This is a genomic window from Marinobacter salsuginis, from assembly GCF_009617755.1.
Classification (GTDB): domain Bacteria; phylum Pseudomonadota; class Gammaproteobacteria; order Pseudomonadales; family Oleiphilaceae; genus Marinobacter; species Marinobacter salsuginis.
In genome coordinates this window covers 107624-129133 of the sequence record NZ_BGZH01000001.1, presented here as the reverse complement: position 1 = coordinate 129133, position 21510 = coordinate 107624, and the positions used below count along the sequence as shown (strand labels likewise).

The 21510-nt window shown below is 57.8% G+C and carries 16 protein-coding genes; 9 read left to right on the top strand and 7 right to left on the bottom strand.

The window, feature by feature from the left end:
• The first annotated feature begins 27 nt into the window (after positions 1 to 27).
• The 7 genes from purF to cobA all read left to right on the top strand — a co-directional run bounded on the left by purF (position 28) and on the right by cobA (position 9643).
• Positions 28 to 1554, top strand: coding sequence for an amidophosphoribosyltransferase (purF, locus tag GJU83_RS00610; RefSeq protein ID WP_069183545.1), 1527 nt, complete (start codon positions 28 to 30; stop codon positions 1552 to 1554).
• Between the two features lie 27 nt (positions 1555 to 1581).
• Positions 1582 to 2823, top strand: coding sequence for an O-succinylhomoserine sulfhydrylase (locus GJU83_RS00605; protein ID WP_069183546.1), 1242 nt, complete (start codon positions 1582 to 1584; stop codon positions 2821 to 2823).
• Positions 2824 to 2829: 6 nt separating this feature from the next.
• Positions 2830 to 5430, top strand: coding sequence for a DNA translocase FtsK (locus GJU83_RS00600; protein ID WP_069183547.1), 2601 nt, complete (start codon positions 2830 to 2832; stop codon positions 5428 to 5430).
• 12 nt (positions 5431 to 5442) lie between these two features.
• Complete coding sequence (lolA, locus tag GJU83_RS00595) at positions 5443 to 6090, top strand: outer membrane lipoprotein periplasmic chaperone LolA (RefSeq protein ID WP_069183548.1); 648 nt, start codon at positions 5443 to 5445, stop codon at positions 6088 to 6090.
• A complete protein-coding gene (locus GJU83_RS00590) occupies positions 6090 to 7427 on the top strand; it encodes a replication-associated recombination protein A (RefSeq protein WP_069183549.1) in 1338 nt (445 codons plus the stop codon). Before lolA ends, GJU83_RS00590 begins: the two co-directional genes overlap by 1 nt.
• Before the next feature lie 87 nt (positions 7428 to 7514).
• Positions 7515 to 8789 carry a serine--tRNA ligase gene (gene serS, locus GJU83_RS00585; protein ID WP_069183550.1) on the top strand — a complete coding sequence of 425 codons (1275 nt, stop codon included), beginning with the start codon at positions 7515 to 7517 and terminating at the stop codon, positions 8787 to 8789.
• On the top strand, positions 8786 to 9643 hold the full coding sequence (gene cobA / locus GJU83_RS00580) for a uroporphyrinogen-III C-methyltransferase (protein WP_069183551.1): 858 nt from the start codon (positions 8786 to 8788) through the stop codon (positions 9641 to 9643). Before serS ends, cobA begins: the two co-directional genes overlap by 4 nt.
• 29 nt (positions 9644 to 9672) lie before the next feature.
• Here cobA and GJU83_RS00575 read toward each other — a convergent pair whose 3' ends face one another.
• Positions 9673 to 10749 (bottom strand): 3-deoxy-7-phosphoheptulonate synthase, encoded by a 1077-nt coding sequence (locus GJU83_RS00575; protein WP_008171726.1) that lies wholly within the window; start codon positions 10747 to 10749, stop codon positions 9673 to 9675.
• Between the two features lie 175 nt (positions 10750 to 10924).
• Between GJU83_RS00575 and GJU83_RS00570 the strand changes: the two genes are divergently transcribed.
• Together GJU83_RS00570 and GJU83_RS00565 are read left to right on the top strand one after the other, a co-directional pair.
• A complete protein-coding gene (locus GJU83_RS00570; RefSeq protein WP_069183552.1) occupies positions 10925 to 12748 on the top strand; it encodes a DUF1631 family protein in 1824 nt (607 codons plus the stop codon).
• A gap of 25 nt (positions 12749 to 12773) precedes the next feature.
• Entirely contained in the window at positions 12774 to 13178 is a 405-nt protein-coding gene (locus GJU83_RS00565) for a PilZ domain-containing protein (protein WP_069183553.1), read from the top strand.
• A 68-nt stretch (positions 13179 to 13246) separates the two neighbouring features.
• Here GJU83_RS00565 and GJU83_RS00560 read toward each other — a convergent pair whose 3' ends face one another.
• The 6 genes from GJU83_RS00560 to GJU83_RS00535 all read right to left on the bottom strand — a co-directional run bounded on the left by GJU83_RS00560 (position 13247) and on the right by GJU83_RS00535 (position 21372).
• Positions 13247 to 14032 (bottom strand): enoyl-ACP reductase FabI, encoded by a 786-nt coding sequence (locus GJU83_RS00560; protein WP_069183554.1) that lies wholly within the window; start codon positions 14030 to 14032, stop codon positions 13247 to 13249.
• A 65-nt stretch (positions 14033 to 14097) separates the two neighbouring features.
• Positions 14098 to 15702 carry an ABC transporter ATP-binding protein gene (locus tag GJU83_RS00555; RefSeq protein WP_069183555.1) on the bottom strand — a complete coding sequence of 535 codons (1605 nt, stop codon included), beginning with the start codon at positions 15700 to 15702 and terminating at the stop codon, positions 14098 to 14100.
• 1 nt (position 15703) lies between these two features.
• Positions 15704 to 16732, bottom strand: a complete 1029-nt coding sequence (locus GJU83_RS00550) for an ABC transporter permease (RefSeq protein WP_153633500.1) — start codon at positions 16730 to 16732, stop codon at positions 15704 to 15706.
• Positions 16729 to 17814: a microcin C ABC transporter permease YejB gene (locus GJU83_RS00545; RefSeq protein ID WP_153633499.1), complete on the bottom strand. Its 1086-nt coding sequence runs from the start codon at positions 17812 to 17814 to the stop codon at positions 16729 to 16731. The genes GJU83_RS00550 and GJU83_RS00545 overlap by 4 nt, the downstream gene beginning before the upstream one ends.
• Before the next feature lie 15 nt (positions 17815 to 17829).
• Positions 17830 to 19653 (bottom strand): extracellular solute-binding protein, encoded by a 1824-nt coding sequence (locus GJU83_RS00540; protein WP_153633498.1) that lies wholly within the window; start codon positions 19651 to 19653, stop codon positions 17830 to 17832.
• Positions 19654 to 19665: 12 nt separating this feature from the next.
• The gene (locus GJU83_RS00535) at positions 19666 to 21372 is read right to left on the bottom strand and encodes a LysM peptidoglycan-binding domain-containing protein (protein ID WP_153633497.1); all 1707 of its coding nucleotides are present in this window, start codon (positions 21370 to 21372) and stop codon (positions 19666 to 19668) included.
• Positions 21373 to 21510 lie beyond the last annotated feature (138 nt).

Below are 21510 nucleotides of genomic sequence, written 5' to 3'. Positions count from 1 at the left end.
TTTTAACACTCGGAGATACCTTTATCCATGTGTGGCATTGTCGGCATCGTCAGTACTTCCAACGTCAATCAGTCGCTCTATGATGCGCTGACTGTACTTCAGCACCGGGGCCAGGACGCGGCGGGCATTGTGACATTTCAGGATGATCGGTTTTTCCTGCGCAAGGATAATGGCCTAGTGCGGGATGTATTCCATACCCGGCACATGCGCCGGCTGGTGGGTAACGTGGGCATCGGCCACGTACGCTATCCGACAGCGGGCAGTTCCAGTTCCGCCGAAGCCCAGCCGTTTTACGTAAACAGTCCCTACGGCATTACCCTGGCCCACAACGGCAACCTGACTAACGCGGATGATCTGAGCAAGGACCTGTTCCGGACCGATCTGCGTCACATCAACACCAACTCCGATTCGGAAGTTCTGCTGAATGTGTTTGCCCACGAGCTGCAGAAACTTGGCAAGCTCGACCCGACCAAGGACGAGATTTTCTCCGCAGTGAGAGCCGTTCACAAACGCTGCCGGGGTGCCTACGCCGTGATTGCCATGATCACCGGTTACGGCATTGTGGGCTTCCGTGATCCGAACGGCATACGTCCGGCCTGTTACGGCGAGCGCACGTCCGAAGATGGCCGCAAGGAATACATGATTGCCTCGGAAAGCGTTGCCCTTAATGCGGCAGGCTACACTCTGGTGCGGGACATTGCGCCCGGTGAGGCCGTCTACATTGAAACCGACGGCACGCTATATACCCAGCAATGCGCCGAGCAGCCCCATCTGTACCCGTGTATTTTCGAACACGTGTATTTTGCCCGTCCGGACTCCATTATCGACAAGGTGTCGGTTTACAAAGCCCGTCTGCGCATGGGCGAGACCCTGGCCGAGAAGGTGCTCCGCGAGACGCCGGACCACGACATCGACGTGGTGATGCCCATTCCTGACACCAGCCGCACGTCAGCCATGCAGATGGCCCACCGTCTGGGCGTGAAATTCCGGGAAGGCTTCATCAAGAATCGCTATATCGGGCGGACGTTTATCATGCCCGGTCAGAAAATGCGTAAGAAATCAGTACGCCAGAAGCTGAACCCGATCGATCTGGAATTCCGTGGCAAGAATGTCATGCTTGTGGACGATTCCATCGTGCGTGGCACCACCTGCAAGGAAATCGTGCAGATGGCCCGGGATGCCGGTGCTCGCAAGGTCTATTTTGCCTCTGCGGCACCCCCCGTTCGCTACCCGAACGTTTACGGGATCGATATGCCTTCGGCCAGTGAACTGATCGCCCACGACCGCACCGTTGAAGAAATCCGTGAACTGATCGGGGCCGACTGGTTGCTCTATCAGGATCTGGAGGATCTGGTAACCTGTGTCAGTGATGTCAATGACGACATCGAAGGCTGGGAATGTTCCGTGTTTACCGGCAACTACGTAACCGGCGATGTTGATGCAGCGTATCTGAACCGTCTGGAAGAACTGCGTAACGATGACAAGCGTTTCAAGAGCGCCGGCGCCACATCTGGCGATAACGGTATTATCGATCTTTACAATGACGAAGACTGAAAGAGCCGTAGCAGGCAGGAGTAGTTGATGACCTTTCGCCGTGAAGAGACTGTCTGGATTCCCGAGTCGGACCTTGATGGTATGTCGGTGGACACACTGGCAGTGAGGGCAGGGCAGATCCGCACCGGGCAGCTCGAGCACAGCGATGCCATTTTCCCTACGTCCAGCTTCGTCTATGGCAGTGCCGCGCAGGCAGCGGCGCGATTTGGCGGTGATGAGCCGGGCAACATCTATTCCCGATTTACCAATCCGACGGTCCAGGCTTTCGAAGGCCGGATTGCCGCCATGGAAGGTGGAGAGCGGGCAGTTGCTACCGCCTCCGGTATGGCCGCGATCCTGAGCACCTGCATGGCGCTGCTGCAGAGCGGCGACCATGTAATCTGCTCCCGGGGTGTATTCGGCACCACCAACGTGCTGTTCCAGAAATACATGGCCCGTTTCGGAGTCCAAACCACGTTTGTCAGTCTGACGGATATGGAAGAGTGGCGGGCGTCGGTGCGCCCCGAAACCCGGATGCTGTTCATTGAAACGCCATCCAATCCCCTGTGCGAAGTTGCAGATATGGCGGCCCTTGGGCAGCTGGCCCGGGATAATGATGCGCTTTTCGTGGTGGACAACTGTTTCTGTACGCCTGTGCTTCAACGTCCGCTGGAGCAGGGCGCGGATATCGTGATCCACTCGGCCACCAAATACCTCGATGGCCAGGGCCGCTGTGTCGGCGGTGTTGTGGTCGGGTCCGAGAAGATGATGGAAGAGATCTATGGCTTCCTGCGGTCTGCTGGTCCCACCATGAGTCCCTTTAACGCCTGGGTGTTCCAGAAGGGTCTGGAAACCTTACCAATTCGTATGCGCGCCCACTGTGACAATGCGTTAGAGTTGGCGCTGTGGCTGGAGCAACAACCGGCGGTTGAACGTGTGTTCTACGCCGGTCTGCAGAGCCATCCCCAACATGAGCTGGCGAAGAAGCAGCAAACCGGGTTTGGCGGCGTGCTGTCCTTCCAGCTCAAGGGCGCGAGGGAAGAGGCCTGGGCCTTCATTGATGGCACCCGAATGATTTCCATCACAGCAAACCTGGGTGACGTCAAGACCACGATCACGCACCCGGCTACGACCACTCACGGGCGCTTATCGCCGGAGGACAAGGCGCGGGCCGGGATTACGGAAAACCTGATCCGGATTTCCGTGGGCATCGAAGCTGTCGAAGACCTGAAAACCGATCTGGAGAGGGGCTTCCAGGCGCTTCGAAACGCAAGCACCGATAACGTCTGAGCATTCATGGCCGAATCTGCAAAAGCGAAGAAAGCACCACAGGAACTGACAGAGAAGCAGCTGCGCTTTCGCCGCCTGGCTGCCCAGGGCGCCCGGGAAGGCGCCGTTATTGCTCTGATAGCGCTCTGTATTTATCTTTCCATGGCGCTGGTGACCTTCAGTCCCTCAGATCCCGGCTGGGCCAGCATTGGTCATGACACCAGCGTCCAGAACTATGCCGGACGTACCGGCGCCTGGCTCGCCAGCCTTTTCATGGATTTCTTCGGCCACGTCGCCTATCTGTTTCCGGTGATGATCGCCGGCTACGCGCTGATGCTTATCCGGCGGCGCAACGATTCCCTGGACTTGCACTGGCCGCTGTTCATGATGCGGTTCGGTGGCTTCCTGTTGATCCTTCTTTCGGCAACCAGCCTGTTGTCGCTCTATTCCGTATTTGGTCTCGGGGCTTCCTCGGGCGGCGTGCTTGGTACGGCTGTGGCTGATGCCATGGTTCGGTTTTTCAACCTGCCGGCGACTACGCTTTTGCTGATCGCCATCTTTCTGTTCGCACTGACCGTTACAACCGGTTTGTCGTGGTTCTGGCTGATGGATCAAGTCGGTGGTCTGACCCTTCGGACAGGGCTGGCGATCAGCAGTCTGTTCAAGGGCAAGCCGAAGCCGGAAAAACCGAAACAATCGGAAAAACCAGAGGCCAAGGTCGAGCCAAGAGCAGAGCCCCCAGTGGTCAAGGATCGTGTGCCAGCTGTCGATAGCGCATTGAAAAGCCCGGATCCCGACAAGCCTCGCTGGTGGCACCGGATCCCCGGCTTCGGTCCGAAGAAGCCCAAGGCCCCGAAGGCTGCTTCAAAGCCCGAAACCGCTCGAAAGGAACCGGGCCTGGATGGTTTCTCGGCCGAAGTTGAGTCAGAGCCGGCTCGGCTTGAAAGTTTCAGCTCGCGGGATGACGCGCCTGTGGCTAAAGATAAGCCTGCCAAACCTGACGAATCCTCTCAGCCTACGGGGCGTTCGGTGAAGATCTCGCCCTTCAAGAAGGACGAACAGCCTTCCCAGTCGAAAGACAAGGGCAGCAAGCAGCCTTCGCTGCTGGAAGACATAGAAAGCCCGATCCCGCCGATTTCCCTGCTGGACCCGCCGGAGGAGCATAAGGAAAAAGGCTACTCGGAAGAATCGCTGGAGCACATGTCCCGATTGCTGGAAGAAAAGCTCGGTGATTTCGGGGTATCGGTGGAAGTGGTCGAGGTCAATCCGGGCCCGGTCATCACCCGGTTCGAGATCAAGCCGGCCCCGGGCGTGAAGGTCAGCAAGATTTCCAACCTCGCCAAAGATCTGGCCCGTTCCCTGGCGGTACTGAGTGTTCGGGTTGTCGAGGTGATTCCCGGCAAGTCTGTTGTTGGTATTGAGATTCCGAATGAAGAACGGGAAATGGTCCGCCTGAGCGAGGTGCTTGGTGCCCGGGTGTTCCAGGAATCCAGTTCCCCTCTGACCCTGGCGCTGGGTAATGACATCGGTGGTAACCCGATGGTGGCCAACCTTGCCAAAATGCCGCACCTCCTCGTGGCGGGTACCACCGGTTCCGGTAAGTCCGTTGGCGTCAATGCCATGCTGCTCAGCATGCTGCTGAAGGCGGGGCCGGAAGATGTCCGTTTCATCATGGTGGATCCGAAGATGCTCGAATTGAGCATCTACGATGGCATTCCACATTTGCTGGCGCCGGTGGTCACCGACATGAAAGAGGCGGCCAACGCCCTGCGCTGGTGTGTGGCTGAAATGGAGCGCCGGTACAAGTCAATGGCCAGCCTCGGTGTCCGGAATCTGGCCGGTTACAACCGGAAGATCAAAGACGCCGTGGCCGCCGGTGAACCGCTTCTGGATCCTTTCTGGAAGCCGGACGAGTATCTCGCCAATGATGAACAGGAACGTCCCGAGCTGGACACCCTGCCATTCATCGTGGTCGTGATCGACGAGTTTGCCGACATGATGATGATCGTTGGCAAAAAGGTTGAAGAGCTGATTGCCCGCATTGCACAGAAGGCAAGGGCGGCAGGTATTCACCTGATCCTCGCTACCCAGAGGCCATCGGTTGATGTGATAACCGGCCTGATCAAGGCCAACATTCCCACCCGAATGTCTTTCCAGGTGTCGTCCAAGATTGATTCGCGGACGGTACTGGATCAGGGTGGCGCTGAGCAGCTACTGGGGCATGGCGACATGCTCTATCTGCCACCGGGGTCGGGCCTGCCGGTTCGGGTGCATGGAGCCTTTGTGGACGACGATGAGGTTCACCGCGTTGTCAGTGCCTGGAAAGCACGTGGCGAACCGGTCTACGTGGACGATGTCCTCAACGGAGCTGAAGGCGAGAGTCTGCCCGGGGTACCCAACCTGTCAGAAGGCGGTGGAGATAGCGAAGGCGATGCGCTCTACGACGAGGCGGTTGCGTTTGTGACTGAAGGGCGCCGCGTTTCAATTTCCTCGGTGCAGCGAAAATTCAAGATCGGGTACAACCGGGCGGCAAACCTGGTTGATGCCATGGAAGCATCCGGCGTGGTAAGCGCCGCAGGCCATAACGGCGCCCGTGAAGTTCTGGCGCCGCCGCCACCCAGAGATTAGGAGTAACGAGCCATGGCACAGTCTTTTCTGAAATACCTGTTAGTAATGGTAGCGACGGTGTTTTTCTTCAGCCCTGCGACGGCCAGTGAGGGCCAAGAGGGAGCCGACGAGCTGGCTTCGTTACTGAAGAGCTATGAAACCTATCAGGCGGATTTCATTCAGATTGTTGTCAACGAGAATGGCAACAAGGTCCAGGAAACCCGTGGTTCGTTGAAAGCAAAACGCCCGGGACTGTTTTACTGGGAAACCAGCGCGCCCCTCTCGCAGTTTATTGTGAGCGATGGCGAAACCGTGGAGGTCTACGATCCTGATCTGGAGCAGGTTACGATTCATAAGCTCGATGACAGGGTGCAATCTACTCCGGCACTGCTGCTCAGCGGTGAAGTGGATAACCTGGAGGAAACCTACAAGGTCTCAGGGCGCCAGATCGGTGACAACACGCGCGAATTCACCCTGGAGCCAAGGAGTCCTGATTCCCTTTTCACGTCACTCCGGTTGACCTTCTTCAAGGGTGAGCTTCAGGAGATGCGCATGCAGGATTCCCTTGCCCAGTTGAGTGTTCTGAGTTTTGACCGGATCAGGCTCAATGAACCGGTGGAAGCCGGTGCCTTCACCCTCGACTACCCGGAGGGTGTGGATATTATCCGGGACGGGGCCTGATGCAGGATAGCCTGTTCGCGGAATCCGCCGGTTTCCGGCCTTTGGCCGCAAGAATGCGGCCTGCAACACTGGATGACTACGTGGGCCAGGCACACCTGGTCGGGCCCGGAAAACCTCTTCGACGTGCGGTGGAGCAGGGCCAGCTTCACTCCATGATTCTCTGGGGACCTCCCGGAGTCGGTAAGACTACTTTTGCCCAGCTTCTGGCGAACGTCAGCGATCTTAGCTTCGAGACGGTGTCTGCCGTTTTGAGCGGTGTGAAAGAGATTCGGGCTGTAGTAGAGCGGGCGCGCAATCGAAAACAGTCCCAGGGGCGGGACACGCTGCTGTTTGTCGATGAGGTGCATCGATTCAACAAGAGCCAGCAGGACGCGTTTCTCCCCCACATCGAGGACGGAACGTTCATCTTCGTGGGTGCGACCACCGAAAACCCTTCTTTCGAACTTAACAGCGCCCTGCTGTCCCGTACCCGGGTCTACGTGCTTAAGAACCTTGAAGAAGAGGACATTCTTCAATTGTTACGTCGTGCGCTGGCAGCCGACGAGGGCTTCGCAGGCCGCCTGCTGGTTGATGAGGACGTGCTGACCCTGATGGCGGCAGCATCCGGCGGCGATGCCCGTCGCGCCCTTAATATTCTGGAGGTGGCGGCGGATCTGGCCGAGCCGGACGGCTCCGGAATGGACCGGGTAACGGCTGATCAGCTCGAACAGGTAATGCAGACAAGCCTGCGTCGGTTCGACAAGGGCGGAGATGTGTTTTACGACCAGATCTCTGCACTGCATAAATCCGTTCGCGGTTCCGATCCGGACGGTTCGCTGTACTGGCTGTGCCGGATGCTCGATGGCGGCTGTGATCCGCTCTATGTTGCACGGCGTCTGGTGCGCATTGCCAGCGAAGACATTGGTAACGCTGACCCTCGTGCCCTGCAGCTTAGCATGGCCGCCTGGGATGCCCAGGAGCGGCTGGGGACACCGGAAGGGGAACTGGCCCTGGCGCAGGCGGTGACCTATCTGGCGCTGGCTCCCAAAAGTAATGCGGTTTATAGCGCCTTTAATCAGTGTATGGCGGATATCCGCAAAGACCCGGACTATGAGGTGCCAGTTCACCTCCGCAATGCCCCGACCAAACTGATGAAAAGCATGGGCCACGGCGATACCTACAGGTACGCCCATGATGAGCCCGAGGCCTTCGCCGCCGGCGAGTCCTACCTGCCCGAGGCCATTCATCAGCGCCGCTACTACGAGCCTGTCAATCGAGGGCTCGAGATAAAACTGGCTGAAAAGCGCCAGCGTCTGGATACCCGAAACGCCGAAAGCCCCCGAAAACGCTACAACTGAGCCTTTTGCTGCGGTAGCCACGAGCGCCAGTGCAGGTATAATGGCCAGTCATTCAAACCATCGCTAACCGGAAGATTCAGGATAATCATGCTCGATCCCAAACGTGTCCGCACCCAGACAGAAGAGATCGCCCGTCGGCTGGCCATCAAGAATTTCGAATTTGATACCGCCACCTTCGAGCAGCTTGAGGAACGCCGTCGTGCACTCCAGGTAAGTACGGAAACCCTTCAGAGCGAGCAGAACAAGCGGTCCAAGTCGATCGGGAAGGCCAAAGCGGCCGGCGAGGATATCCAGCCGCTGCTGGACGAGGTGGAAGACCTTAAGAAGCAGAGGTCTGAAGCCGAAGACGAGCTCCGCGCCCTTCAGGAAGAGCTCAACGCGTTTCTGGCCGGTATCCCGAATCTTCCGGATGAAGATGTACCGGCGGGTGACAGTGAAGACGATAACGTAGAGATTCGCACCTGGGGCACCCCAAAGGCCTTCGATTTCGAGCCCAAAGACCACGTTGCCCTGGGCGAGGGGCTGAAAGGCCTGGATTTCGAGACCGCGACCCGGTTGGCCCATTCTCGCTTCGCCGTCATGCGAGGCCCCGTGGCAAGGCTTCATCGGGCCCTGGCCCAGTTCATGCTGGATCTGCATACCCGCGAGCATGGCTACCTGGAGACTTACGTACCTTACCTGGTGAACGCAGACAGCCTGTACGGAACCGGCCAGTTGCCCAAGTTTGAGGAAGACCTGTTCAAGACTGAGAGCGAGCATCCGCTGTACCTGATTCCCACTGCAGAAGTGCCTGCCACCAATCTGGTATCGGACTCCATCCTGGATGCCGCTGAGCTCCCGTTGCAGATGGTCTGCCACACTCCGTGCTTCCGCAGTGAAGCAGGCTCTTACGGCCGGGATACCCGCGGTATGATCCGTCAGCACCAGTTCGACAAGGTGGAGCTGGTACAGGTGGTTCGCCCGGAGGATTCAGATGCCGCGTTGGAAGCCCTGACTGGTCATGCGGAAAAGGTGCTTCAGTTGCTGGAGCTGCCTTACCGTGTGGTTGCGCTCTGCGGTGGCGACATGGGCTTTTCCGCGGCCAAGACCTACGACCTGGAGGTCTGGTTGCCAGGGCAGGACAAATTCCGTGAGATCTCCTCCTGTTCCAATACCCGGGATTTCCAGGCACGCCGCATGCATGCCCGTTGGCGTAACCCGGAAACCGGAAAGCCCGAGCCTCTCCACACCCTGAACGGATCGGGTCTTGCCGTTGGCCGTGCACTGATTGCGGTCATGGAGAACTACCAGCAGGCAGACGGCAGCATTGTGGTTCCGGAGGTTCTCAGGCCGTATATGGGAGGCGTTGAAAAAATCCAATGAGTGATCAGCCAGATAGCGCACCAGGGAAGGGCTTTGGTGCAACCCCTGCACCAGTAAGGTACAGGGTCAATCCGGTAACCTCGAACCCCAACAGCTCAGCGGGTGAGGTGGCTCTTGTCGGGGCCGGCCCCGGGGACCCTGAACTGCTGACACTCAAAGCCTGGCGGCTGATCACCGCCGCGGAAGTAGTACTTTACGATCGTCTCGTGTCACCGGAAATCCTGGCCATGATCCCGGAAACTGCCGAGATGATTCATGTTGGCAAGCAGCGGGCCAACCACACCTTGCCCCAGGATCAGATCAATCAGCGGCTGGTGGATCTGGCCAGGCAGGGACGAAAAGTGGTTCGTCTCAAGGGCGGAGATCCGTTTATATTTGGTCGGGGTGGTGAAGAGATTGAAACCCTTGCCGACGCCGGTGTCCGGTTCCAGGTAGTGCCGGGTATCACCGCCGCTTCAGGCTGCGCCGCCTACGCTGGCATTCCTCTGACCCACCGGGATTACGCCCAGTCAGTTCGGTTCGTGACCGGCCATCTCAAGAACGATACCTGTGATCTACCCTGGAAGGATTTTGTCCAGAACAACCAGACCCTGGTGTTCTACATGGGGCTGGTGGGCCTGCCCATCATTTGCCGGCAGCTGGTCGCCCACGGAATGTCGCAGGATATGCCCGTGGCGTTGGTCTCGAAGGGTACAACGAGGGATCAGCGCGTGGTGACAGGGAGTCTGTGCAATATCGTCGAACGGGTACAGGCTGAAGCCGTCCAGCCGCCAACGCTGGTGATTATCGGCCACGTAGTGGCGCTGAGAGAAAGGCTAGACTGGGTAGGTGGGGTTACGAAAACGGGGAGCTGAGCTCCCCGTTTTCTCATCATGCTTTTTGCTCAGCCGATTTTGCGCTTGGGCAGTACATCCTTGAGTTTGTCGCGCATGTCCCGGATCGCCTTCTCCGTGGTTGGCCAGTCGATACAGGCGTCGGTTACCGACACGCCGTATTTGAGATCGGCCAGATTCTCGGGAATGGACTGGTTACCCCAGTTGATGTTGCTTTCTACCATAAGGCTCTGGATGGAGGTATTGCCTTCCAGAATCTGGTGGGTTACGTCCTGCATGACCAGCGGCTGGATAGCCGGATCCTTGCTTGAGTTGGCGTGGCTGCAGTCAATCATCATCGATTTGCGCAAGCCTGCTTTATCCAGCGCCTGCTCGCAGAGGGCGACGCTTACCGAGTCGTAGTTGGGTTTGCCGCCGCCGCCGCGAAGAACAACGTGCCCGTAATTGTTGCCCTTGGTGCGGATAATCGCCACCTGGCCCTGCTGATCAATGCCCAGGAAACTGTGAGGATGGGAAACCGACTTCATGGCGTTCACGGCAACATCAAGGCTGCCATCAGTGCCATTCTTGAAACCGATTGCCATGGAAAGGCCGCTGCTCATTTCCCGATGGGTCTGTGACTCAGTAGTACGGGCGCCGATAGCGGACCAGGCAATGGTGTCCTGCAGGTACTGCGGGGAAATCGGATCCAGTGCTTCGGTGGCTGCGGGGAGGCCCAACTCGTTGATATCCAGCAGCAGGCGACGACCGATGTGGAGGCCCTGCTCAATATCAAAGGTGTCGTTCAGGTGCGGATCGTTGATCAGACCTTTCCAGCCAACGGTTGTACGAGGCTTCTCAAAATAGACACGCATAACGATCAGAAGCGTATCGCTGACTTCATCGGCAAGCTTCTTCAGGCGCGCGGCGTAATCCCGGGCCGCTTCTACATCGTGAATGGAGCAGGGGCCCACCACCACGAATAGCCGGTGGTCTTTGCCGTCCATGATGTCATAGATGGCCTGGCGGCCCTTTGAGACGGTTTCTGCGGCCTTGTCGGAGAGTGGCATCTCCTTCTTTAGCGCTTCAGGAGTGATCAGTGCTTCCTGGCTCGCCACATTCAGATTCTCTAGTTTGTTGCCCGACATGTTGTTCTGCTTCCCCGATTCTGATCGTTGCAGCCCTGGTGGACCATGGAATATGCCAACAGGGTTGCAGATTAACGCGAATAGCGCCGGTGCACTGTTGCGGTAAACCCCGGCGAGTTGGTTATACTGCGTTATTTACAGGGCCTTTTCAACGCTTCTTAGGTATGGGGAACGGATGTCGCAAAACAGGCAGAGACCGAAGGATGTGCCTTCCGTTGCAACGGTTTCAGGTAAGATAGACGATGTCCTGGCCGGCATACGTGTTCCTGACCTCCCTTACCCGGCGGGCAAGCTCGAACCAGAGTCTGTCAGCGACTGGCGCCCGCTTCTGATTTCATGCTGGTCCGAACAACGGGACGAGCGCGTCACCCACCTCATCCGGTCCGTCCATCTCGAGTGGTCAGCGCGTCAGGTGAACGCGGCTTATGTTGCCGACCGGATCATGGATGTCTTCCTGAAAACCAGTGGTTTGCACCCAAGTCTCGCGCGACGCGTAGCGAGACTGCGGTTTTATCTTGCCTGGCGCATGGACCTCGAGGGCAAGAAAGCTTTCAGCGGCCCCGTGCTTTCCTGGCTGGACAGTCTGCAGGAGTGGCGGGGCTGGAGCGACTCTGGCGGGCGTTCATCAAGGGTGCTTCTGGACCAGCTGGATTCGCTGGTTATTGCGGTGTCGGCCAGCTTTGAATCCGGCAGCACGGACCCTGTGGAAGCCTTCTGTCACCAATGGCAGGAAGAGTCGGCCCGAAGGGACGCCCAGGCCGGAAAGCTACGCCAACGCCTGCTGGAGACGGAGCAGGGTGCTGCCAAACAGCGCAAGGCCGACCAGACTGCCCGCGCCCTTGTTGGCCGGGCTCTTCAGGGTCGCAGGCTTCCCATGCCGATCGTGCGGTTTATCCTCGATTACTGGCAGGGGCTGCTCAAGCAGTCCGTCTGGGACGCCGGTCTGGAAGGTGAGACTTTTCGGCATGGCAGCAAGCTTCTCGAGTGGCTGGTCTGGATCGGTGATCCTTCGCTTTCTGACAAAGACAGAAATCGCCTCTATCACGTTGGCGAACAGATCGGCGACCGACTTCTTGATGTCTGGAAACGGGTGTATAACCAGGCTCTTCCGGCGGACTCCCTGGCAGGAATCGAAGGCGTGATGGTCTCGCGACTCAGAGGAGAAACGCCAGAGCTGGTCGATGCGTTACCCGCAGCAGGTGGGTTTCAGTGGGATAGCAGTTGGCTGAGCTTTGAGGTACCGACTGAGCAGGCCTTTAAACCGTTCGAGGGGCAGTGGTTTGTCGAAGGCGAAGGGGGAGCGGAGCAGCGCCGGTATTTCTATGCCTTTCTGACCGAATCGGCAGAAATCCTTTGGACTAACGGTGCTGGTGTAAAACTGGGCCTGCAGACCTGGACTGATTTCCAGGCCGCTCTGGAAAAAGAACAGATCCGCCCCCTGCCGAAACTGACGCCATTTGGAACCGTATTGGCGGAGACCGTCGAACTGCTGGCGGGTGTTTGCGATAAACAGCGCCGGCAGCGGGAACAGGCTGCAGAGGCCGCGAGGCTCAGGGCCGAGGAGCTGCGTCGGGAGAAAGAAGCCGCAGAAGCTCGCCGCAGGGCGGAGGAAGCGGAGCGCGAAGCAGAGCTGGAGCGCCAGCGTCAGGCGGCCGAAGAGCAGCGCATCGCCGATGAAAAGGCCGAGGAGGCGCGGATCCGGAAGGAGCGCACCCTGTTGGCTGAAAAACAGGTAGACGCCATCAAGCTGGGCGGCTGGATCGTGGTTGAACCGAATGAAACTTCGGATGAGCCGGCCCGCCTGAAGCTGGCCGTACGCATCAATGCGTCCAGAAAGCTGGTGTTTGTCGACCGTCTGGGCCTCAATCGTCGTGAATTTCTTGAGGACGCCCTTGTAGAGGGTATTGTCGAAGGTCGGATCCGGGTTCTTGGAACCTCCGCAGAATTTGATGACACCCTCAGCAGGGTGGTTGGCCGAATCCGTGTGGGCCGAAACTGATATTGCCGAAGCAGGAAAAATAACAATGGCAGACAACGATTACACCTTTGGAACCCGGAATGATCCTCCCTTTGAGAAGGACAACCGCGCTGATTACCGCCTGACCGCCAGAGCCCGTGCAGTTCTCGAACTTGAATCCGGCTTACCGGAAGAGGAAACGCCGGAGGCCACGGAGCTTGTCTGCGGAATTCGGGATATTTCTGCGAGCGGCCTTTGTTTGTCTTCCGGGGAGCCCCTGTCCCTTGGCGCCCTGTTACCAGCAGGCGTATCACTCGGTAACCATAACGAGCCTTTCACCTTGATGGTCGAGGTGGTCTGGTGCAGGCCGAATGAGTCGGGGTTCCTGGTGGGCGTGCGGATCATCGAATCCGATGAAACCGCCTACGTTGAATGGGTAGAGGCTGTGGCGTCCGCGATGGACCAGGGTTGACGAAACACCACCCCGTTTAACGAAAAGAGCCGGCATAAAGCCGGCTCTTCCTATCCGGGAACGGAAACTTACTCTTCCAGTTCCGCCATTCCGGTAATGTTGAAGCCCGCGTCCACGTACATGATCTCGCCGGTAATACCGGAGGCCATATCGGAGCCCAGGAACGCGGCGGCGTTGCCCACTTCGTCGATGGTGACGTTGCGGCGCAGCGGTGCGCGTTTGGCGTTTTCAGCCAGCATCTTGCGGAAGCTCTTGATACCGGAGGCAGCCAGGGTCTTGATCGGGCCGGCGGAAATGCCGTTAACGCGAATACCATCACGGCCCAGGCTGGCAGCCATGTAACGAACGTTGGCTTCCAGGGATGCCTTGGCCAGGCCCATTACGTTGTAATTCTGCAGAACCCGCTCGGCGCCCAGGTAACTCAGGGTAATGAGCGAGCTGCCCTCGTGCATCATGCTGCGGGCGCCCTTGGCCAGGGCCACGAAGCTGTAGGAGCTGATGTCGTGTGCAATACGGAACCCGTCACGGGTGGTAACGTCAACATAGTTGCCGTCCAGCTCGTGACCCGGAGCATAGCCAACGGCATGAACAATAATGTCGATATTGTCCCAGTGCTTGCCCAGTTCCTTGAAGACATTTTCAATCTCTTCATCGCTGGCAACATCGCAGGGGAAGGTCAGTGTGCTGCCCCATTGCTCGGCGAATTTCTCAACACGTGGCTGGAGCTTTTCGTTCTGGTAGGTGAAAGCCAGTTCAGCGCCTTCGCGGGCAAATGCCTCGGCGATGCCGTAAGCAATGGACAGTTTGCTGGCTACGCCAACGATCAGTGCTTTTTTGCCACTGAGGATTCCCATGGGTCGTTCTCCCTGTGTTCCTGATTTGGGTGCATTATCCCTGAGTGCTCTGGCCGGGGTAACGCTCAAATAGTCGTAGTTGTGTTCTGGTAAAAGAACGCGGCACTCAGCAGCTCACGGGTGTAGTCCGCGCGAGGTGAATGGAAGATCTCATCCGCATTACCGTATTCCACGATCCGGCCGTGTTGTAGAACCAGGAGTTTGTGGCTCAGGGCGCGTACAACGGCCAGGTCATGGCTGATAAAGATATAGCTTAGACCATAACGGGACTGGATATCCCTCAACAGTTCAATGACCTGCTTCTGTACCGTGCGGTCCAGGGCAGAAGTGGGTTCATCCAGAATGATCAGGTCGGGCTGCAGTACCAGTGCCCGGGCAATGGCAATGCGCTGACGCTGGCCGCCGGAGAATTCATGGGGGTACCGGTGACGCGCCTCGGGATCCAGGCCGACATCGGTCAGCGCACGTATGACTTTCCCATCGTGTTCGGCGGCGTTATCCGCATCGTGGATCTCCAGCCCCTCGCGGACGATTTCTGCGATGGACATTCTCGGGCTCAGGCTACCGAACGGGTCCTGGAAGACGATCTGGACACGCCGACGCCAGGGCCGGAATTCCTTCTGGTTGAGAAATGCCAGTTCTTCGCCGGCAAGGCGGATACTTCCAGTGCTTGCGGTAAGCTTCAGCAAGGCATGGCCTATGGTGGTTTTGCCGCTGCCGCTTTCCCCGACAATACCAAGAGTTTCTCCCCGACCGAGCTGGAAATCCGCACCTTGGACGGCGTGGAAGGATTCCTTTACCTTGCCCAGAAGGCTTTTGCTGATCGGGAAGCGCACGTCCAGGTTCTCGACGGCCAGCAACGGCTCTGCGTGTTTTCCAGGGGGCAGGGGCGCTTCCGGAGGTTCGGCATCCAGCAGCTTTCGGGTGTAGGCATGCTGTGGGCTGGCGAAAAGGGTGTTGGTATCGGCTTCTTCCACGAGCTTTCCGCGCTCCATCACCGCCACCCGGTCTGCGTAGCGTCGTACGATGGTCAGATCGTGGGTGATCAGAAGGATGGCCATTCCCAGTTTCTTCTGCAGATCCCGGAGCAGCTCCAGAACCTGCTTCTGGACGGTGACATCCAGCGCGGTGGTGGGCTCATCCGCGATCAACAGGTCTGGCTCGTTGGCCAGGGCCATGGCGATCATCACACGCTGCTTCTGTCCGCCCGACAACTGGTGAGGGTAAGCACACAGCTTGGACTCCGGATTCTGTATCCCCACAAGGTTCAGCAGTTCCAGGCATCGCTGCCTGGCCTGGGGACCACGCATCCCCTTGTGCAGCTCCAGGGTTTCGCCAATCTGCTTTTCCACGGTGTGCAACGGATTCAGGGATGTCATCGGTTCCTGGAAGATCATGCCGATCTCCCGGCCACGAATCTGGCGCATTCGCTTTTCTGTAGCAGCCAGCAGGTCTTCGCCCCGGTACCGGATTTGCCCGCTGGGGTAGCTGGCGTGGCGTGCATCAAGAAGCCGAAGGATCGAAAGCGCGGAAATGGATTTTCCGGAGCCGCTTTCGCCTACTAGCGCCAGGGTTTCTCCTTCCCGAATAGCCAGCGATAGCGATTCGACCGCTGCGGGCCCCTGATCGAAACAGATGGAGAGATCTGAGATCTGAAGCAGTTGGTTCATATCAGCTCTTCCTGGGATCAAAGGCATCGCGCACGGCTTCGCCAACAAACACCAGCAGGGTGAGCATCAGCGACAACGAGACAAAAGCAGAAATGCCCAGCCAGGGGGCATGCAGATTGGCCTTGCCCTGGGCGATCAGTTCACCCAGCGAGGGCGAACCAGAGGGCAGACCGAAGCCAAGGAAATCCAGGGAGGTCAGCCCAGTAATCGCTCCGGTAAGAATGAACGGCAGAAAGGTGAGGGTGGCCACCATGGCGTTTGGCAGGATATGCCGGAACATAATCTTGCGGTTGTCCAGCCCGAGCGCTCGGGCCGCTTTGACGTACTCGAAGTTGCGGGCCCGGAGGAATTCCGCCCGGACCACATCCACCAGACCCATCCAGCTGAACAGCAGCATGATGCCCAGCAGCCACCAGAAGTTTGGCTGCACAATACTGGACAGAATGATCAGCAGATACAGAACCGGCAACCCAGACCAGATCTCGATAAACCGCTGTCCCAGCAGATCGATCTTTCCGCCGTAAAAGCCCAGGATAGCACCGACAACAACGCCAACAATGCAGCTTGCAATGGTCAGGGTAAGACCAAACAGAACCGAGATGCGGAAACCGTAAATCACCCGGGCGGCAACATCCCGGCCCTGGTCGTCGGTGCCGAGCCAGTTCTCGGCACTGGGTGGCGCCGGTGAGGGCACCTCAAGATCGTAATTGATGGTGTTGTAGCTGAACCGGATGGGTGGCCAGACCATCCAGCCATTGGCACTGATCTCATCTGAGATAAACGGGTCCCGATAATCCGCCTCCGTGGGCAGAAAACCACCAAAGGTCTCTTCTGGTACCGACTGGATAACCGGAAAATACAGGTCACCCTTATAGGAGACGATCAGCGGAGAATCGTTGGCAATCAGCTCGGCCGCCAGTGACAGACCGAACAGAGCCAGAAAGATCCACAACGACCAGAAACCACGCCGGTTTTTCCGGAAGTTACGCAGGCGTCTCTGCTGGATTGGAGTCAGGGAAAGGAAACTCACGCACCCTCCCGGCTTTCAAAATCGATCCGGGGATCGACCAGGACATAGGTGATGTCGCTGATCAGCTTCAGGATGAGCCCCATCAGGGTAAAGATATACAGGGTGCCGAAGATCACCGGGTAGTCACGATTCAGGGCGGCCTCAAAACCCAGCAATCCGAGCCCGTCGAGGGAGAAGATGACCTCGATAAGCAGTGAGCCCGTAAAGAAGAGGGCGACCAGAACACCCGGCAAACTGGCAATCACGATCAGCATGGCGTTGCGGAACACATGCCCGTAGAGCACCTCTTTCTGGTCCAGCCCTTTGGCGCAGGCGGTCACCACGTACTGTTTTCCGATTTCATCCAGGAACGAGTTCTTGGTGAGCAGGGTGAGGGTGGCAAAACCGCCAATCACGTTTGCAGTCACTGGCAACGCCAGGTGCCAGAAGTAATCCCCGATTTTCTGGTACCAGGTAAGCTCGTCGAAATTGGACGAAGTAAGGCCGCGAAGCGGGAACCAGTCAAAGTAACTGCCGCCGGCGAACAGCACGATGAGGAGTATGGCAAACAGGAAGCCGGGGATCGCATAGCCCACCACAATGGCCGAACTGGTCCAGACATCGAACCGGGAGCCGTCAGTGACCGCTTTGCGGATGCCCAGGGGAATGGATATGAAATAGATAATCAGCGTCGACCAGAGGCCCAGTGAGATGGATACGGGCATCTTGTCCAGAATCAGCTCAATGACGCTTTTCTCGCGAAAAAAGGAATCGCCGAAGTTGAAGGTGGCGTAATCGCCGAGCATCTTGAAGAAGCGTTCGTGGGCCGGCTTGTCGAAGCCATACATGACTTCGATTTCCTTCAGGAGTTCGTCCGGTATGCCCCGGGAGCCACGGGTGTCGCCGGAAGAATCGGCCACCTCGCCACCGGTACCGCCGCCAGAGGCCCGGGCAAGGGCGCTGCCTCCATGGCCTTCCATTTCCGCAATTAACTGCTCAACCGGGCCGCCCGGAGCGGCCTGCACGATAACAAAGTTGAGCAGCATGATCCCGATCAGCGTGGGAATGATCAGTGCCAGACGCCTGAGTATATAGATGCCCATTTAGCGGCGTTTTCCTCAGGGCTTCGCCCACCAGTTGTCCAGGTCGATGCCGTTCTTGGGCGTCTCCGCCGGACGTTGCAGATGGTTCCAGTAGGCGACGCGATCGCTTCTCAGGTGCCAGTGGGGAATCACATAGTGGTGGTGCAGCAGAACCCGGTCCAGCGCACGAACCCGGTGCACCAGCTCCTCGCGATCGGGGGCCTGAATCACCATGCTTACGAGCTCGTCGATCACTGGATCGCTAACGCCCATGTAGTTCCGTGAGCCTTTGGCGTCCACGGTAGAAGAATGCCAGTATTCCCGCTGCTCGTTGCCCGGTGAATCCGACTGGCCGAACACCTGGGTGATCAAGTCAAAATCGAATTCCCGCAAACGCTGGATATACTGGTTGCTGTCTACCAGGCGGACAGTGATATCAATGCCAAGCCGGCCGAGGTTGTTCTTGAAGGGTAACACCACCCGCTCGAAACTCTTCTGGAACAGCAGTATTTCGAACGCCAGTGGTTCGCCGGACTCTCCGTGTACCATTTTGCCGTCCCGGATCTCATAGCCCGCTGACTTCAGCAGCTCCATGGCTGTCCTGAGATTTTCTCGCAATCCCTGCTGACCCTCTGTTGTGGGCGGCTGATACTCTTCTGTGAAGACCTCTTCGGGGAGCTGATCCCGGTAGGGCTCCAGTATCTCAAGTTCCCGACCTTCTGGCAGCCCAGAGGAAGCCAGGTCGCTATTCTCGAAATAGCTGTCCGTGCGGGTGTACTGGTCAAAGAACAGGTTCTTGTTGGCCCACTGGAAATCAAAGCCATAGGCCAGGGCTTTTCGCACAAGTGGGTCGGAAAACACCTTACGGCGGGTATTGAAGGCGAAACCCTGCATACCCGAGGGGCGGTGGTGTTCAATGGCTTCCTTGATAATGGTGCCATTTTCAAACCGTTCACCAGTGTAGGCCGTTGCCCAGTTCTTGGCGGAAGACTCCAGACGGAAATCGAAACTGCCCGCTTTGAAGGCTTCAAGGGCCACGGTGTCATCGGTGTAGTAATCGTAGGTGATCTGGTCGAAGTTGAACCGGCCCTTCCGGACCCCGATGTCTTTGGCCCAGTAGTCCTTTACCCGCTCATAGGTTATGGACCGGCCTGCCTCGAAGTCGCCGATCCGGTAGGGGCCACTGCCCACCGGCGGATTGAGCCCGTTCTTGCCAAACTCACGATCGGCCCAGTAGTGCGCCGGCAAGATCGGCATCTGGCCCAGAATCAGCGGCAGCTCCCGGTTGCTGGTATCGCTGAAATCAAAACGTACCCGGCGGGGGCCCTCTACCGTCACCGAACTGACGTCGGCGTAGTAGTTTCGAAAGAAGGGGTGCCCCTTGGTTGTCAGGGTTTCGAACGAGAATTTCACATCTTCTGCGGTAATGGCTTCGCCATCGTGGAATTTCGCCTGTTCCCGGATATTGAATACCACGTAGCTCCGGTCTTCAGGGGTTTCCAGGGATTCGGCAATCAGGCCGTAGGCAGAAAAGGGTTCATCATCCGAGGATTCCAGCAGGGTGTCGTAGAGATAGGTGCTGATACCTGCTGCCGCCACACCCCGGATATCGAACGGATTAAAGGAGTCGAAACCGTTTGCGACAACGGCCATCTTTAGTATACCGCCTTTCGGGGCGTTCGGATTCACATAGTCAAAATGACTGAAACCTGAGGGGTATTTGGTGTCTCCGTGCATGGCAATGCCATGTGCTGGCATTGCCTCTTGGGCGGCGGAAAATGGAGAAATGAACGGTGTGGCAATCAGAGCCAGGGCTGAAAAAAACGACGTAAGGGATGGGGCTTTCCGTGTTCTTGTCATAAGTCTCGCACGTCAGGGACTGTTTCGGATATCAACGTAGAGTACCAGACTTTGCCCGGGTTGCAGATAACGGGCCGTATTCAGGTCATTCCAGCTTGCGATGTCCCGCACATTCACGGAAAAACGGCTGGCAATCCGGGCCAGAGAATCGCCTTTGCGTACCCGATAGCCGACTTTGCGCACCATGGCTTTGCCGCGAGTACTATTGGCTGCCACCATCGTGGGCTGACTGGTTTTGGACCAGATGACCAGTTCCTTGCCCGGGATCAGCGGGTCACCGGGAGCCATACCATTCCAGGCAGCTACTTCACGCACAGAAACCCGGTGCTCCCGGGCAATGTCCCAGAAGGTATCGCCTTTGCGAACGGTGTAGCGCACCTTGTTTCCTTCTCGCTTACGCTCCTGTTTGCGCTCGAGGCGCTGGGAGGCGCTCAGGGCGTAAGCGTCACTACCCTTGGACGCGGACGGGATCATAAGGCGCTGGCCAATGCGGATCAGATCGCCGTCCAGGTTGTTCACCTGCTGCAATACAGATGGAGTCGTCGAGAATTTACGGGAAATTGAATTCAGGCTGTCGCCGGATTTGACCTTATAGTTGCGCCAGGAGACCCGCTGATTTGCAGGAATCTGGGCCAATGCCGTGCGGAATTTCTCGGCGTTCTGAACCGGAACAAGCAGCCGGTGAGGGCCGTCCGGGGAGGTTGCCCAACGGTTGTAGGAGGGGTTGAGCAGGTAGATTTCGTCCACATCGACACCGGCCAGTTCAGCAGCCTGGGCGAGATCCAGCTGGGAGCCTGTTTCAACAATCTCGAAGTAGGGCTCGTCCTTCAGTGATGGCAGCTCTATGCCATAGGCCTCGGGATTATCGAATATTTTCGCCAGCGCAATCAGCTTGGGAACGTAATGGCGGGTTTCCCGCGGCAACTGCAATGACCAGAAGTCGGTCGGCTTGTTGCTGTTACGATTCCGGCGCATGGCGCTGGAAACCGTGCCACCACCGCTATTGTAGGCGGCCAGGGCCAGGGTATGGTCGCCGTCAAACCGGTTCGCCAGACGGTCAAGGTAGGTGAGGGCGGCATCGGTAGCGGCAATAACGTCCCGACGCTCATCGTGCCACCAGCTCTGGGTAAGGCCGAAGTACTTTCCTGTCGACGGAATGAACTGCCAGAGACCGGCGGCCCGGCCATGGGAATAGGCGAAGGGATCGAACGCGCTCTCAACAATGGGGAGCAGGGCATACTCGGCCGGCAGGCCGCGCTTTTCAGTCTCATTGACAATGTAGTGCAGGTAGCGGCTACCACGCTCCACCACCCGGTCGATGTAACCGGGATGGCGGGCATACCAGTTTAACTGGTCCCGGACGCGCTCATGGTCGATATCATGATCCAGTACGAATCCGGAGCGAAGCCTGGCCCACAGGTCCTGCTCGACCGCTTCTGCTTCTGCTTCTGTTGTTTTCTGTACCGGATTGTCGAGCTTCTCCCGGGCATCCCTGGCAGCGTCCTTGAGTTCGGGCGCAATGGCTTCGTCAAGCGGCTCGTTGCGAGCGACGTCGACGTTCTCTCCGGTTTCAACGGCTTTTTTCAGCCCCTCGTCGCCAGCGGCAACGGCAACTTCCTGAGTGTTCAGGGGGCTTTCCTCGCCCTGATTGATCAGGCTACTGCAGCCGCTGGCCAAGGCTCCGGCGAAAAACATCAAGGACAATCGACTGACCGACATAAAGGCATCCGGTTTCAGGTTGAGGCCGGACTCAGCAACTGAAAACCCGGCGTATTGAATAATTTACGGTAACAAAGTTGAAACGATTCTATGGGACCGCTTTTTAAAGGGTCAAGAAACCTCTCGTTACGGCTCTGA